This is a genomic window from Haemophilus haemolyticus (assembly GCF_001008205.1).
GTDB classification, from domain to species: Bacteria; Pseudomonadota; Gammaproteobacteria; order Enterobacterales; family Pasteurellaceae; genus Haemophilus; species Haemophilus haemolyticus_Q.
In genome coordinates this window covers 12,575-27,411 of sequence record NZ_LCTK01000008.1, presented here as the reverse complement: position 1 = coordinate 27,411, position 14,837 = coordinate 12,575, and the positions used below count along the sequence as shown (strand labels likewise).

Annotated in this window: 13 protein-coding genes and 2 tRNA genes; 3 read left to right on the top strand and 12 right to left on the bottom strand. The window is 39.4% G+C overall.

Features of this window, described 5'->3' with window-relative positions:
• Positions 1 to 12: 12 nt before the first annotated feature.
• The 9 genes from htpX to AAX18_RS02875 form a co-directional block, all read right to left on the bottom strand.
• Positions 13 to 867, bottom strand: coding sequence for a protease HtpX (htpX, locus tag AAX18_RS02915; protein ID WP_192885354.1), 855 nt, complete (start codon positions 865 to 867; stop codon positions 13 to 15).
• 163 nt (positions 868 to 1,030) lie between these two features.
• Complete coding sequence (locus AAX18_RS02910) at positions 1,031 to 1,420, bottom strand: RidA family protein (protein ID WP_005629596.1); 390 nt, start codon at positions 1,418 to 1,420, stop codon at positions 1,031 to 1,033.
• Positions 1,421 to 1,476: 56 nt separating this feature from the next.
• Positions 1,477 to 2,229, bottom strand: a complete 753-nt coding sequence (locus tag AAX18_RS02905; protein ID WP_005629599.1) for an MlaA family lipoprotein — start codon at positions 2,227 to 2,229, stop codon at positions 1,477 to 1,479.
• A 127-nt stretch (positions 2,230 to 2,356) separates the two neighbouring features.
• A complete protein-coding gene (locus tag AAX18_RS02900; RefSeq protein ID WP_005643940.1) occupies positions 2,357 to 3,109 on the bottom strand; it encodes a DeoR/GlpR family transcriptional regulator in 753 nt (250 codons plus the stop codon).
• 29 nt (positions 3,110 to 3,138) lie between these two features.
• Complete coding sequence (locus AAX18_RS02895; RefSeq protein ID WP_005629606.1) at positions 3,139 to 3,717, bottom strand: rhomboid family intramembrane serine protease; 579 nt, start codon at positions 3,715 to 3,717, stop codon at positions 3,139 to 3,141.
• A gap of 26 nt (positions 3,718 to 3,743) precedes the next feature.
• Positions 3,744 to 4,403, bottom strand: a complete 660-nt coding sequence (gene rluA, locus AAX18_RS02890) for a bifunctional tRNA pseudouridine(32) synthase/23S rRNA pseudouridine(746) synthase RluA (RefSeq protein ID WP_005629608.1) — start codon at positions 4,401 to 4,403, stop codon at positions 3,744 to 3,746.
• 2 nt (positions 4,404 to 4,405) lie between these two features.
• Positions 4,406 to 7,177, bottom strand: coding sequence for an RNA polymerase-associated protein RapA (rapA, locus tag AAX18_RS02885; protein WP_046952884.1), 2,772 nt, complete (start codon positions 7,175 to 7,177; stop codon positions 4,406 to 4,408).
• Between the two features lie 110 nt (positions 7,178 to 7,287).
• A tRNA-Arg gene (locus AAX18_RS02880) sits at positions 7,288 to 7,364 on the bottom strand.
• A gap of 48 nt (positions 7,365 to 7,412) precedes the next feature.
• Positions 7,413 to 7,489 (bottom strand) — tRNA-Pro (locus AAX18_RS02875).
• Between the two features lie 178 nt (positions 7,490 to 7,667).
• On the opposite strand from AAX18_RS02875, the gene folD reads away from it, so the two are divergent.
• Positions 7,668 to 8,516 carry a bifunctional methylenetetrahydrofolate dehydrogenase/methenyltetrahydrofolate cyclohydrolase FolD gene (folD, locus tag AAX18_RS02870; protein WP_005629614.1) on the top strand — a complete coding sequence of 283 codons (849 nt, stop codon included), beginning with the start codon at positions 7,668 to 7,670 and terminating at the stop codon, positions 8,514 to 8,516.
• Positions 8,517 to 8,621: 105 nt separating this feature from the next.
• On the opposite strand, the gene AAX18_RS02865 is transcribed toward folD, so the two are convergent.
• The 3 genes from AAX18_RS02865 to AAX18_RS02855 all read right to left on the bottom strand — a co-directional run bounded on the left by AAX18_RS02865 (position 8,622) and on the right by AAX18_RS02855 (position 13,055).
• On the bottom strand, positions 8,622 to 10,007 hold the full coding sequence (locus AAX18_RS02865) for a DASS family sodium-coupled anion symporter (protein WP_005629617.1): 1,386 nt from the start codon (positions 10,005 to 10,007) through the stop codon (positions 8,622 to 8,624).
• A 300-nt stretch (positions 10,008 to 10,307) separates the two neighbouring features.
• Entirely contained in the window at positions 10,308 to 12,305 is a 1,998-nt protein-coding gene (gene tkt, locus AAX18_RS02860) for a transketolase (protein WP_046952883.1), read from the bottom strand.
• A 111-nt stretch (positions 12,306 to 12,416) separates the two neighbouring features.
• Entirely contained in the window at positions 12,417 to 13,055 is a 639-nt protein-coding gene (locus AAX18_RS02855) for a YtjB family periplasmic protein (RefSeq protein WP_005629621.1), read from the bottom strand.
• Positions 13,056 to 13,111: 56 nt separating this feature from the next.
• Here AAX18_RS02855 and serB point away from each other — a divergent pair, with 56 nt between their 5' ends.
• Both serB and AAX18_RS02845 read left to right on the top strand, forming a co-directional pair.
• Positions 13,112 to 14,056: a phosphoserine phosphatase gene (serB, locus tag AAX18_RS02850; protein WP_005629623.1), complete on the top strand. Its 945-nt coding sequence runs from the start codon at positions 13,112 to 13,114 to the stop codon at positions 14,054 to 14,056.
• A 17-nt stretch (positions 14,057 to 14,073) separates the two neighbouring features.
• Positions 14,074 to 14,565: a YajQ family cyclic di-GMP-binding protein gene (locus AAX18_RS02845; protein ID WP_005629625.1), complete on the top strand. Its 492-nt coding sequence runs from the start codon at positions 14,074 to 14,076 to the stop codon at positions 14,563 to 14,565.
• Positions 14,566 to 14,837: the final 272 nt, after the last annotated feature.

The following is a 14,837-nucleotide window of genomic DNA, read 5'->3' as shown; positions in this document are numbered from 1 at the left end:
TTTTTGTAATTATTAAAGATTGCGTAAGGCTTCAATACGCTTTTCGAGTGGCGGATGGCTCATAAAGAGTTCACTTCGTTTTCCATTAATCATAAAGGCATTTAAAGACCCTTCGAGATTTTGTGGTTCGTGAAGTTGTTGCAAACGTTGCAGTGCCATAATCATTTTTTCTTTGCCTACTAAACTTGCTGAACCAGCATCTGCACGGAATTCGCGGTAACGGGAGAACCACATTGCGATAATACTCGCAAGCACACCAAAGAGCATTTCCAATACCATCGAAACCAAGAAATAAATACCTGAACTGCGCGTTTCCTCTCCATTATTGTTACGCGAACTTGCTACCGCTGTTGCAATAACGCGCGATAAGAAAATCACGAAAGTATTCAATACGCCTTGTAATAACGCCATAGTCACCATATCCCCATTGGAAATATGGGAAATTTCGTGCGCTAAAACAGCTTCAGCTTCAGCCTCAGTCATGTTGTTTAATAATCCAGTGCTTACTGCCACCAAAGAATTGCTTTTCGTCGCGCCTGTCGCAAAAGCATTCACATCGGGTGAATGATAAATTGCCACGTCTGGCATGGGAATACCTGCTTTCTGTGCTTGGCGACTAACGGTATCAATTAACCAATGTTCAGTTTGATTACGAGGTTGAGTAATCACTTCTCCATCTACAGAACGTAATGCCATCGTTTTAGACAGGAATAATGAAATTAATGAACCAACAAAACCAAATAGCAACGCCATAATTAAAATGCCGCCGGTGCTATTTCCAGCAATACCAGTCACACTTAAAATAATACCTAATACCAGCATTACAGCCATATTGGTTGCCAAGAAAAGAAGAATACGCATCATAATGTGTTCTCTCAAAGTTAGGGTTAGTATTTCCTTAGTGGGGAAAATTCACAAAAAATTCAAGGTGTAATGTAAAATTTTTGTTATCAGCATACAAACAAAAAGCGCGGTCAAAAACATGCGAGTTTATGACCGCACTTTTAAGCAGAAATTACCAAACAGAAAATTATTTTCTTACAGCAATCGCTTCAATTTCTAATCCTACATCTTTTGGTAAACGTGCAACTTCTACGCAAGAACGAGCAGGGAAGTTAGGGTGATTATTTTCTTTAAAGAAACGTTCGTATTCTGCATTAACCGCTGCAAAATCATTAAGATCTTTCACAAAAACAGTCGTTTTTACAATATCTGCAGCGGTTAAACCCGCTTTCTCAATAATCGCTTTCACATTTTCTAAAGATTGACGTGCTTGTGCAACGATGTCAGCGGGCACTTCGCCTGTTGCAGGATTCACGGGAATTTGCCCTGAGGTTAAAACTAAATTGCCAAGATCAACCGCTTGAACATAAGGGCCGATAGCTGACGGTGCTTTTTCAGTATGAATAATTTGAGTCATCATTTTCTCCTTGGTTGATAAAAGTGCGGTTATTTTTCACAGCACTTTTTCGTTTATTAATCAATTTCTTTTAGCACGTCATCAGAAAGCGATTCTTTATTTTCTGTTGATTTGCCATCACTCACTTTAAATTGTAAATTTTGGTAATACGCTTCTCTAAAGGTTACATATGGATCTTGTGCTTGGCGTAACAACTCCGCGTTATCGATATTTTTCGCACGGGCATCCACCGCTTGCACACCATATTTCACTAACGACCACGGACCACCCACCCATTCCCAGAATGGATACATATAAGCCGCATCAACCACCGCGCCCGTTAATTGGCGTGGCGTTGTTGCATTATAAATCGGTAGCACAATATAAGTCCCAGCATCTACGCCGTAGCTACCTAAAGTTTCCCCAAATCCACGTTGATTATCTACACGCAGCTCTTTGCTTGCGCTCGCAAAATCAATAAAGCCACCTAGACCAAATACAGTGTTAATCCAAAAGCGATTAAAGTGAACAAATGCTTTTTTCGGTTCACCTTCAATTAAGCGGTTCACAAAGCTTACTGGCTCATCAAGGTTATTTGCAATGCCAGCAAGACCTGAAGAAATAGGCTTAGGCACATAGTTATTCCAACCTTTTGCAGCGGGTTCTAACACATAGCGATCCATAACGTTATAGTTAAATTTCCACATGGTTCGATTGAACCCTTCAAGGGTATCATTACGCTCACTCGCTTGTTTTGTGTCGTTCTTATTTGCACAACCTGTCAGCACAATTACGCCGAAAAGTGCGGTCAAAATCGTCTTTATTTTCATTTTGAATCCTTATATAAATGTGGGCTTATTCTACCTAATTTGCCAAGTAACAACAAAATAAATATTGCCTATAAAACATATAAAAAGTGCGGTAAAAAACCATTATTTTTACCGCACTTTCTCATTCCTAACATAAAACTAATTTCGTTTTCTGACCTTTCAGATAATTAACAATTCCTTCAGGAACATCATCCGTAAACAAATATTCCACATCACTTAATTCACCCAATCGAACAATCGCTTGGCGCGTAAATTTAGAGTGATCGGTCACTAATAAGGTCTGACGTGAACTTTCAATAATCGCTCTCTTGACTTGTACTTCGTGGTAATCATAATCCAATAATGAACCATCAGCATCAATCGCGCTAATCCCTAAAATCCCGAAATCTAGGCGAAATTGAGAAATAAAATTCACTGTAGCTTCGCCGATAATTCCACCATCCATTCGTAATGATCCGCCCGCCATGACAATATCAAAACTTTCATTTTGGCGTAAAAGATGAGCGGCATTCAGATTGTTCGTCACAATTCGGAGTTTTTCGTGGCCAAGCAATGCATTGGCGACAGCCTCAGGCGTGGTACCAATATCAATAAACAACGATGCGCCGTTAGGAATCAACTTCGCAACTTCCTGTGCAATATTATTTTTTTGTAATGAAAAGAATTGTTTACGATCCACATAATCAGAATTTTCTGCAGAAGATGGCGATGCCGCGCCACCATGATGGCGACGAATTAAATCTAACTCTGCCAAAATATTCAAATCACGGCGAATTGTTTGAGGGCTAACATCTAAGGCAGCAACCAATTCTTCCGTGCTTAAATAGCCGGATTGTTCCACCAGTTTAATAATTTGTTGATGCCGTAACGACTGCTTCATAGAAAACCCTTTATCCAAATTGAATACACCTACTGTAGCGAATTTTTACGTAATTTGCTATCGATAAATCCCCAAATCAAGCCGACAATCAAGCCTGAAATATGCGCTGCATTTCCCATTTCAACACCAAATAATGGGCTAACAAAACCTAATGCGATCCCCACTAATAACATTGTGAAAAAACCTTCTGGCAAATCAAATAAATGATGATTCAATTTATCACGTATAAATACATAACCTAGAACCGCATATACAACACCAGAAAGCCCAAAGAAACCGGGGCCAGACACATAATTTTGCACATACCCTGTTATAGCGGAAGCTACAACATACAACATCAATAATTTGACCGAACCAAAAGTGCGCTCAATCATTCCACCGAAAATAAAAAACCAAGACAAATTAAACAAAATATGCAAATTAGATAAATGTACCAGTGTATGTGAGATATAACGCCACGCTTCGCTATCTTGCTCTTCGTAAGCGGGGTAATGCATCAAATACATAATATCGTCTTCAAAACCCAGCTGTTGAGCAATATAAATAAGCGCGCAAAGTGCGGTGAGAATTAGCGTGATTTTTCCCTGTTGAGCTAAAAAGTTTTTCATTCGTGATCTCAAGTTTCTACGCAAATTTAAAAATCTGACTTTGCATTAAAGGTCATTATTTCCCCAGTAATGGGGTGGGTAATCGTCAATTCTTCTGCGTGCAAACATAATCTTGGCGACATAGCTTTAGCCTGAGGATGAGAGTAAAATTTATCGCCTAGAATTGGATGCCCCAATGCTAACATGTGCAAGCGTAATTGATGAGATCTGCCTGTCACGGGCGTCAGTTTCACGCGAGTACTGTTATTGGGCAAACGTGCTAAAACTTCGAATTTTGTGACCGCTCTTTTTCCTAAAACGAAATCCAAACGTTGGCGAGGTCGATTTTCCCAATCACAAATCATTGGCAAATTTACCTCGCCATAATCTTTCTCCAAATGTCCCCAAACAATCGCTTGATAATGTTTTTTTGGTTCACGTTCGCGAAATTGACGTTTTAATTCACGATCCGCCGCCTTACTTAAAGCAAACACAATAATACCGCTCGTTGCCATATCCAAACGATGAGCTGGCTCACAAAAACCGAATTTTTCTTTCACTCGACTCATTGTACTATCGTAATATTGTGGTTGATTGCCCGGCACGGAAAGCAAACCGCTAGGTTTGTTCACCACGCACAAATGATTATCTTGATAAATAATATCTAAATAAGGTTCAAGAGGCGGATTGTATTCAATCAATGCCATTTTTATTCCTTGTTCGTCACAATGACACGCAAGCAATCCAAACGCCAATTTGCTTTAGAAAGCTCATCCAGTGATTGTGTTCGTTGTTGTTCCAAAATATCAATTTCGCTTTGGCGAATATTTTTATTCACGGCTCGCAAAGCCTGTAAACGGTTAATTTCTGCGCTTAATTGTTGATCTGCTTGATTTTTAGCCTCAGAAATAATCGGTTCAGCTAAAGATTTTACGAGTTGATCGCCTCGCGTGATCAAGGCTTCAATATTGGCCCGTGCCATTTTCACCATTTGATTAGCAATATTTTTACCAAGTGGTTTCAATTTGCTATGCAATGTTTCAAAAGCAACTTGCTCACCAATGTTATTTCCTTTGTTATCAAGCAGCAGACGAATAGGCGTTGGCGGCAAGAAACGATTAAGCTGTAACCCTTTTGGCGATTGGCTTTCCACCACGTAAATCAATTCAATTAATAAGGTTCCAGCGGGCAGTTGTTTATTTACAAGCAATGCCATTGCGGCTTTGCCAATATCACCAGAAGCAACAAGATCAATACCCTGACGAATCATAGGATGATCCCAAGTCAAGAATTCCATTTCTTCACGAGCAAGGGCAAGTTCTCGATCAAAGGTAACCGTCACACCTTCTTCTTTTAAACCCGGAAAATCAGGCACAAGCATTGTCCCAGTTGGACTAATTACAATACTATTAGCCCCAAGATCTTCTTGCTCTACGCCAATAATATCAAACAATTTTAAGGCAAAATTTACAAGCTCAGGCGAATTATCTTCATCAGCAATTTGATCCGCTAACGCTTGTGCTTGCTCACCGCCATGAGAATTTAGCTCTAATAAACGATCGCGACCTTTTTCTAACTCAATCTTGAGTTTTTCCCGTGCTGTTTTAGTTTGTTTTAATAATTCAAAAAATTCATTCTCTGAAAGTGCGGTAAAATTTGACCGCACTTTTTCCAACTCATCGGCAAACTGAGAAAATAATGCCATTCCCATTGGACAAGTTTGTTCAAAAGCATTCAGCCCCTCATTGTACCAACGCGCTAAACGACTTTGAGGCGAATCTTTCGCACAAGGCACATAAATTTGTACATCACGTTTTTGTCCAATACGATCTAATCGGCCAATACATTGTTCCAATAAATCAGGATTTGTCGGTAAATCAAATAACACTAAATTTGCTGCGAATTGGAAGTTACGCCCTTCCGAGCCGATACTCGAACTGAGTAAAACCTGTGCGCCATTTTCTAAATCTGCAAAATAAGCGGCAGCCCTATCCCGTTCGATAATAGACATTTTTTCGTGGAACACTGCGGCACGAATCGCCTCACGTTCACGCAAAATTTGTTCTAACTGAATCGCCGTTGCCGCTGTCTGACAAATCACAAAAATTTTTTCATCGCGATGGAGTTTGAGGAAATCAATCAGCCAATCAATTTTATCATTCTCTTCAGAGAGTGTAATTTGGTGGTAAACACGGTGTGGAAAACCTTTCACTCCTTGACGTGTATTGCGGAATAACATTCGCCCCGTGCCGTGACGATCAATTAAGGCTTGAACCAGTTCCTGGCGGGCACGATGTTGTTCTTCATCATTATTTGATGCAATCGCTTTAAAAAGTGGCTCGACATCTTGTTCAAGCAATAAATCAGAAATATGATTTTTTTCGACCGCACTTAATGCCTTATTTGCCAACAAAGATTCAACGGCATTAACCACAGGTTGATAGCGTTTCTGCTCTTTCACAAAGGTTTGATAATCAAAGAAACGTTCTGGATCCAGTAAGCGCAAACGAGCAAAATGACTTTCTTGCCCAAGTTGTTCTGGGGTTGCAGTGAGTAACAAGACGGATGGAATGATACGAGCAAGCTGTTCAACTAATAAATAAGCCGCACTTGGTGAAGATTCGGACCACACGAGATGATGCGCCTCATCCACAATTAAACAGTCAAATTGAGCATTGAGCGCCTGCTCTACTCGATTTGGATGAGTTTCTAACCAATTCAGAGAACAGATAATTAAGGTTTCAGTCATGAATGGATTAACTGCATCAAGATCAAAATCGTTGCACCGTTCTTCATCAAAAAGTGAAAAATGCAAATTAAAACGACGAAGCATTTCCACCAACCATTGATGTTGTAACGTTTCTGGCACGATAATAAAAACACGTTGCACTTTCTCAGCAAAAAGTTGATTCTGCAAAATCATTCCTGCTTCAATGGTTTTCCCTAAACCAACCTCATCCGCCAATAACACGCGAGGATTAACTCGATTACCGACTCCAGCTGCAATATGAAGCTGATGAGGAATTAACCCCGCACGCGTTCCGCGTAAACCACGCAATGACGATTTAAATTGTGCTTGTTGATGACAAAGCGTGCGATAACGCAATGCAAAATGACTGCTACGATCAATTTGCGCTGAAAACAGACGCTCTTTCGCTTGGCTAAAAGAAATAATCGATGAAATATCGCGTTCTTGCACAATGACATCTTCACCTTGTGGATTTTTAACTAAATAAAATAGCAAACCGTTCATATTTTGAACGTCTAAAATCTTACCTTGCCAGCCTGCTTGATGGGATAATGTTTCACCTTTGCTAAATACAATTCGGCTTAAAGGCGCTTGTGCAGCAGCATATATACGCGTTTCATCCGCCGCAGGGAAATAAATCGTGACAGTTCTTTGATCTAATGCGGTAATGATACCTAATCCTAAAGCGTTTTCACTTTCACTCAACCAGCGCTGACCAATAGCAAAGGGCATAATAATTCTCTTTCTGATTTTTATTGATAAAATTTGGGGGCGTATTGTAGCTTGCTTAAATAGCAAAAGAAATTAATAAAAGAGAATAAAAAATGGATTGAAGAAATAAATGGCACGCCCTAAAGGATTCGAACCTTTGACCCACGCCTTAGAAGGGCGTTGCTCTATCCAGCTGAGCTAAGGGCGCATTCAAAGGATTTCTTTTGTACGGAATTTCAAGACAATATAAAAGAAGTGGTCGGCGAGATAGGATTTGAACCTACGACCCACTGGTCCCAAACCAGTTGCGCTACCAAGCTGCGCTACTCGCCGACGAGTGCAGTCAATTATAGGTTTGTTTTTATCTCAGTCAATTAATTTTTTGATTTTTTAATTTAATTGTTCAAAATTATTCCACTTTAGGAAAAATGCCCCCTTTTTCGTTGTAAAAAAATCATTGTCCGCTAAAATAGCAAACGCTTTCTTTCCCATCATTCAAAAGGACAGCCCAATGACCGCACAAATCATCTCTGGTACCGCACTTTCAAAAAAAATTAAAGCCGATGTGGCAGATAAAATCACCCATTACATTAAGCAAGGAAAACGCGCGCCTGGGCTTGCAGTCATTCTCGTGGGTGCCGATCCTGCTTCGCAAATCTATGTCGGTAATAAACGTAAAAGCTGTGAAGAAATTGGCATTATCTCTAAATCTTATGATCTGCCAGATACCACCACGCAAGAGAAATTGTTAGCAGTTATTGACCAGCTTAATGCAGATAAAAATATTGATGGTATTTTGGTACAGCTACCGTTACCCAAACAAATTAACACGGAAGCAATAATTGAACGCATCGACCCAACAAAAGATGTAGATGGTTTCCATCCTTACAATGTTGGGCTTTTATGCCAACGCATTCCAACTTTACGTGCCTGCACCCCTTATGGCATAATGAAACTATTAGAAACAACGGGCATTGACTTACATGGCAAACACGCAGTAATTGTAGGCGCATCCAATATTGTCGGCCGCCCAATGTCTTTAGAATTATTATTGGCAGGCGCAACCGTCACAGTAACTCATCGATTTACCAACGATTTAGAAAGCCATGTTCGCCAAGCAGATATACTTGTCGTCGCGGTAGGTAAGCCGAATTTGATCCCCGGAGATTGGATCAAAGAAAGTGCGGTAGTCATTGATGTCGGAATTAACCGCCTAGATGGAAAATTAGTAGGCGATGTAGAGTTTGACAAAGCAGCCGAAAAAGCGGCATATATTACCCCCGTTCCTGGCGGTGTTGGGCCAATGACCGTTGCAATGTTAATGAGCAATACGCTTTACGCTTATGAACACAACAAATAGCTTTGTATAAAAGAATCCTATCACAAGAAAAATGGGTTAAAGCCTGATTAGCTTTAACCCATTTATTTTAATCACTAAAGAATTCTGTAAATAATCAAATCTAAATTAGTTCAACCAGAACATATAGCCTACAGTCGAAATCACAATAATACACACCAAATTCAATACGAAACCAGCTTTTACCATTTCACTTTGTTTCACTTGACCAGAACCGAATACAATAGCATTTGGTGGCGTTGCAACTGGTAGCATGAAAGCACAAGATGCACCAAGACCAATAATTAATGCTAAACCAATTTCTGGCATACCCAATGATTGGGCGATAGAAATAAAGATTGGTACGAGTAGTGCCGCACTTGCTGTATTAGAGGTAAATTCAGTTAAGAAAATAATGAATGTAGCAACTAACAAGCCAATAAGATAGAAATGTTGTCCTTCAATCATAAAGACAATGCTATCAGCTAAAATCTTGCTTGCTCCGGAATCCTTCAATACTGCACTTAATGTTAATCCACCACCGAAAAGCATTAATACGCCCCAATCGGTACTTTCTTGAATTTGTTTCCAGCTTGCAATGCCCGTAGAACAAATCACAATAGCTGCTAATAAAGCGACAACACTATCGAAGCTCGCAATATTTTTCTGCAAACCAAGTAAGCCTGAAATCAGCGGATTAATTTGCCCACTAAATACCCAAGTTAAAGCAATTACAACAAAAATAACAAGCGTTAATACACGCACTGAATTCATTTCAATGCTTTCAAAAGATTGCTCAAAATTAATATGAAGTTTTGGCTTAAAAATAATGTAAAGTGTACCAATCATCAGTGGTAACAAAATAATCATTATTGGTAAACCATACCATAACCAATCTGCAAAAGTTAAATGCAAGTTACTTGCTACAATCGCATTCGGTGGACTGCCCACCAAGGTTCCCATACCACCAATTGATGCACTATAAGCTATCCCTAACAACACAAATACATAAGTATTATGTTCTTTCTCACGATCAAGTTGGCTTAAAATTCCCATTGCGAGGGGTAACATCATGGCTGCAGTTGCCGTGTTACTCATCCACATAGAAAGGAAGGCTGTAATCAAAAAGAGATAAATAATGGCAATAAATAAATTACCACGCGCTAATGCCATAATCTTATTAGCAATCATTTTATCAAGTTTTTGAATATGCAAGGCTGTAGCCAAAGAAAAGCCACCAAAGAATAAAAAGATCGTAGGATCAGCAAAAGCCACTAAAGCTTGCTTAGTACTCACTAAATCTAGCGCAATCGCTAATAATGGCACCAATAATGCGGTAACCGTAACATGTAATGCCTCGGTTAACCAAAGCACTGCGACAAAAGCCAATAACGCTAAACCAGCACTAGCCTTTGGCTCATAAGGTAGCACGTTTAATAACACAAAAAACAGCACTATATCTAAAATAAAAATAATGCCATTTTTATGATTTTTGAAAGATTTCATCTCAGTCATAAAGCTCCTCCGTTAGTGTTCTAACTCGAACGGACTACAATGTTAAATGAATGTTAATAAGTTGCAATGCTCAATTTTCAGAAATGTGATCTAGTGCAATAAATTTCGATAAAAAAAGTGCGGTTATTTTTTATACCTCCTAAAAGTTTGACAAAGCGACCTACTGATTAGAGTTCAGATTCTTTATGACTAAACTAAAAGGACTAAGCTCTGTGGCTTACAGAACTCAGTCCTTAATTCAACAATCTAACTTTTTAGGGGCAGCTCAGTTTTAGCTAACCGCTTTTGATCATGAGAGAATTATAAAATCTCTTTTGCTTTTGCTACCACGTTATCCACGGTGAAACCAAAGAGTTTGAATAATTGATCTGCTGGTGCTGATTCGCCGAAGCTATTCATACCCACTACGCGACCTTCAAAGCCAACGTATTTATACCAGAAGTCCGCAATACCCGCTTCAATCGCAACACGTTTGGTTACAGCCGCAGGTAATACGCTTTCACGGTAAGCTGCATCTTGTTTATCAAAACGGTTAGTGCTTGGCATAGAGACTACACGTACTTTTTTACCTTCGGCAGCCAATACATCTGCTGCTTTCACTGCTAATTCCACTTCAGAACCTGTCGCAATGAAGATTAATTCAGGTGTGCCTTCACTGTCTTTTAACACATAAGCACCGCGTTTAACTGCATCTAATTGTGCAGAAGTGCGGTCCATTTGTGCTAAGTTTTGACGGGTAAAGATTAATGCACTCGGACCATCTTTACGCTCAACTGCTTGTTGCCATGCAATAGCTGACTCTACTTGGTCACATGGACGCCATGTTTCAAGATTTGGAATTAAGCGTAATGATGTGGTTTGCTCAACCGGTTGGTGAGTTGGACCATCTTCGCCTAAACCGATCGAGTCATGAGTATAAACGAATAAAGAACGTTGTTTCATTAATGCCGCCATACGCACCGCATTGTGAGCATATTCGTAGAACATTAAGAAGGTTGCGCCGTAAGGAATGAAACCACCGTGTAATGCAATACCATTCATGATTGCTGACATACCGAACTCACGCACACCATAGTTAAGGTAGTTACCGCCTACGTTTTCGTGTGCACGAATTGGTTTAGAACCGCTCCATAACGTTAAGTTAGAGCTTGCTAAGTCTGCAGAACCACCTAAGAATTCAGGTAATACGTGAGCATAAGCTTCGATTGCATTTTGTGATGCTTTACGGCTTGCAATGCTCGCTGGGTTAGCTTGTAATTTTTCAATGAACGCTTTAGATTCAGCCGCCCAATTCGCTGGTAATTCACCGTTTACACGACGTGTGAATTCTGCAGCCAGTTCTGGATATGCTTTTGCATAAGCGGCAAATTTTTCTTCCCAAGATTTTTCTGCTGCTGCGCCTTTTTCTTTCGCTGACCATTCAGCATAGTACTCAGCTGGAATTTCAAATGGACCATACTCCCAGCCTAGTGCTTTACGGGTTAATGCGATTTCTTCATCACCTAATGGTGCACCGTGACAATCATGAGAACCAGATTTATTTGGTGAACCGAAGCCGATGATGGTTTTACAAATAATTAACGTTGGTTTTTCTTTTTCTGCTTGAGCAAGAATGGTTGCGGCACGAATTTGTTCTGCATCGTGACCATCTACATTACGAATCACTTGCCAGCCATAAGCTTCAAAACGAGCTGCGGTATCATCGCTGAACCAGCCATCAACATGACCATCAATCGAAATGTTGTTGTCATCGTAGAATGCGATTAATTTACCTAAGCCTAATGTGCCTGCTAAAGAGCAAGCTTCATGGGAAATCCCTTCCATTAAACAGCCATCGCCTAAGAATACATAAGTGTGGTGATCGACAATTTCATGGCCTTCACGGTTAAATTGGCCAGCTAAGGTTTTCTCAGCAATCGCCATACCCACTGCATTAGTGATACCTTGGCCTAACGGACCCGTTGTGGTTTCAACACCTGGTGCATAACCATATTCTGGATGGCCTGGGGTTTTAGAATGTAATTGACGGAATTGTTTTAAATCTTCGATAGAAAGATCGTAGCCTGTTAAATGTAATAAGCTATAAATCAACATTGAACCGTGGCCGTTAGAAAGCACAAAACGGTCGCGATCAGCCCATTTAGGATTGTTTGGGTTATGTTTTAAGAAATCACGCCATAATACTTCAGCGATATCCGCCATTCCCATTGGTGCACCTGGGTGGCCTGATTTTGCTTTTTGTACTGCATCCATTGATAAGAAACGAATTGCATTGGCTAATTGTCTACGAGTTGCCATTTTGTTCTCCTGTTATAATTCGCTTTGAAAAAATAATCTTGCGCATTCTACCTTATTTCTGAAGGAAATTTAGCAAAAATCCGCACTCAATTTAATAGTTTGTGACAATAATCAAATTCTACGGCGACGCTGGTGAAAACGCGTGCTACTCGATTTTACTTTCAAATTTACCGCACTTTTTTTCTCTTTGTGTTTGCGATAAGCCCGTCGATAGTGACTTAAAAAATAATGAATAGAGCTTGCCATCACCGCGCCAAGTAAAAAGATAATAATGAGCTCACCATATAATTGGTGAAAGATTTGATTAATTTTTGATTGGTTAGATTGCGTATATTGCGCATCAATGGTGACACGTAAAAATCCTTTAATGCCACTTTGGGCGTAAAGTGGCTCTACAATTTGTTGGTTATTTTCATCGGGTGAATTACGAGTCTCGCGACTTTGAGCCAGTAATTTTCCTTCGCCATCATATAAGCTGGCATCTAAAATAAAGTCTTCTTTGACTATTTGATCAAGATTGTCCGTTAATTGCTCTGTTTTGGCATTGTTTGTCAGTAAAACTGAAAATAAATTGGCTTGTTGACGAACCAAAATATGTGAGATGTTTGCCACTTGGTTTACGCTAGCAAATTGTGAACTCAGCTTAAATTGTTTTACACCAAATAAGATAACGCCAAGTGCAGTTAGGATTAGCACAATAATCGTTGCAAGCATGGTTGATTTGATTAGTTTTTCTTTAATTATTTGCACTTTTTCAACTCACATCGGTTAAAATCTTTTCAGTCGCCACAATTTACAGGATTTTTATGCAAATTCAACGTTTCGAAAGCATTACTCAAAAATACCCACAATTTCCTACCGCACTTTTAGTTAATGAGGAACCTATACAGAACGGAGAGCCTTTTATCTTATACGGCACAAAGTTGGACATAACTAATCTGGAAAAATTTCAACAAAAGTGCGGTCAAAATTTTCAGATTTTTGATGTTTGGATGGTAGAGCAAAATATTGTTGTTTTATTGAAAGGTCAATGGTTTGCTGAGTTTGTTAACTTTGCTCATGACGTTGAAGTAGATATAGCTAAATTAGGTTTTAGCCCTAAATTGTCTCAAGCTGGGTTGTTGGTGATGGATATGGATTCTACCGCTATTCAAATTGAGTGTATTGATGAAATTGCGAAATTAGCGGGAGTAGGCGAACTTGTTTCTGCGATTACGGAAAGTGCAATGAGAGGTGAATTAGATTTCGAACAAAGTTTGCGTCGTCGAGTGGGTACATTAAAAGGTGCGCCAGAAAGTATCTTACAGCAAGTTAGAGAGAATTTACCGCTAATGCCTGGATTAGTTGAAACGATCCAAACCTTACAGAAATATGGTTGGAAAACCGCAATTGCTTCAGGCGGATTTACTTATTTTGCGGATTATTTGAAAGCCTTATTACAGCTTGATTTTGCTGCATCAAATCAATTTGATATTGAAGATGGAAAACTCACAGGCTTAGTTAAAGGTGATGTGGTTGATGCCCAATACAAAGCTAAAACATTACAACATTTGTTAGAGGAATACAGTATTGATTCACAATATTCTATTGCTATTGGTGACGGGGCAAATGACTTGGCAATGATGAATGTGGCTGGGCTAGGTGTTGCGTTCCATGCTAAACCTAAAGTGCAACAACAAGCGCAAATTGTGGTAAACTTCGCCGACTTAACCGCACTTTTATGCCTTTTAAGTGCCAATGATCGAATTTAATAAAATGGGAGAAGACTATGCCATCTTTTGATATTGTTTCTGAAATCACTTTACACGAAGTCCGTAATGCAGTGGAAAATGCCAACCGTGTACTTAGCACGCGTTATGATTTTCGTGGTGTAGAAGCGGTAATTGAATTAAATGAAAAAAATGAAACGATTAAAATCACCACAGAATCTGATTTCCAACTTGAACAATTAATTGAGATTTTAATTGGATCTTGTATTAAACGTGGTATTGAGCACAGTTCTTTAGATATTCCAGCAGAAAGCGAACACCATGGTAAACTTTATAGTAAAGAGATTAAACTTAAACAGGGTATTGAAACGGAGATGGCGAAGAAAATTACTAAATTAGTAAAAGATTCTAAAATCAAAGTTCAAACTCAAATTCAAGGTGAGCAAGTGCGTGTGACAGGTAAGTCACGCGATGACTTACAGGCAGTCATTCAACTTGTTAAAGGCGCTGAATTAGGCCAACCATTCCAATTTAATAATTTTAGAGATTAGTTTTCAAATAAGGGCGAAATGTTGCCATAGTTTTTTGATAAAACTTGACGAACACCGCTTTCAAGCGTAACATTCGCCCGATTTTTTAACGAGAAGGACACACACTTTGGACAGTCATAGTCGATACCGAATATCGCTCTAGACGCCCGCCTTTTTATTATCGGCGCGCGTTCGCCGGTAAATTTACCGTTGTTTCGGCATCTCTTAACGAAAACTTTGCGATTTTTCACCGCACTTTCGTTTCTTCTTTAATTTGTTCACTGTTAGCTGTT

What these genes read in the sequence shown, in the direction of transcription:
- AAX18_RS02910 (WP_005629596.1), bottom strand. Translation starts at nt 1,420, where the DNA reads ATGACTCAAATTATTCATACTGAAAAAGCACCGTCAGCTATCGGCCCT.
- AAX18_RS02905 (WP_005629599.1), bottom strand. Translation starts at nt 2,229, where the DNA reads ATGAAAATAAAGACGATTTTGACCGCACTTTTCGGCGTAATTGTGCTG.
- AAX18_RS02900 (WP_005643940.1), bottom strand. Translation starts at nt 3,109, where the DNA reads ATGAAGCAGTCGTTACGGCATCAACAAATTATTAAACTGGTGGAACAA.
- AAX18_RS02895 (WP_005629606.1), bottom strand. Translation starts at nt 3,717, where the DNA reads ATGAAAAACTTTTTAGCTCAACAGGGAAAAATCACGCTAATTCTCACC.
- rluA (WP_005629608.1), bottom strand. Translation starts at nt 4,403, where the DNA reads ATGGCATTGATTGAATACAATCCGCCTCTTGAACCTTATTTAGATATT.
- rapA (WP_046952884.1), bottom strand. Translation starts at nt 7,177, where the DNA reads ATGCCCTTTGCTATTGGTCAGCGCTGGTTGAGTGAAAGTGAAAACGCT.
- folD (WP_005629614.1), top strand. Translation starts at nt 7,668, where the DNA reads ATGACCGCACAAATCATCTCTGGTACCGCACTTTCAAAAAAAATTAAA.
- AAX18_RS02865 (WP_005629617.1), bottom strand. Translation starts at nt 10,007, where the DNA reads ATGACTGAGATGAAATCTTTCAAAAATCATAAAAATGGCATTATTTTT.
- tkt (WP_046952883.1), bottom strand. Translation starts at nt 12,305, where the DNA reads ATGGCAACTCGTAGACAATTAGCCAATGCAATTCGTTTCTTATCAATG.
- serB (WP_005629623.1), top strand. Translation starts at nt 13,112, where the DNA reads ATGCAAATTCAACGTTTCGAAAGCATTACTCAAAAATACCCACAATTT.
- AAX18_RS02845 (WP_005629625.1), top strand. Translation starts at nt 14,074, where the DNA reads ATGCCATCTTTTGATATTGTTTCTGAAATCACTTTACACGAAGTCCGT.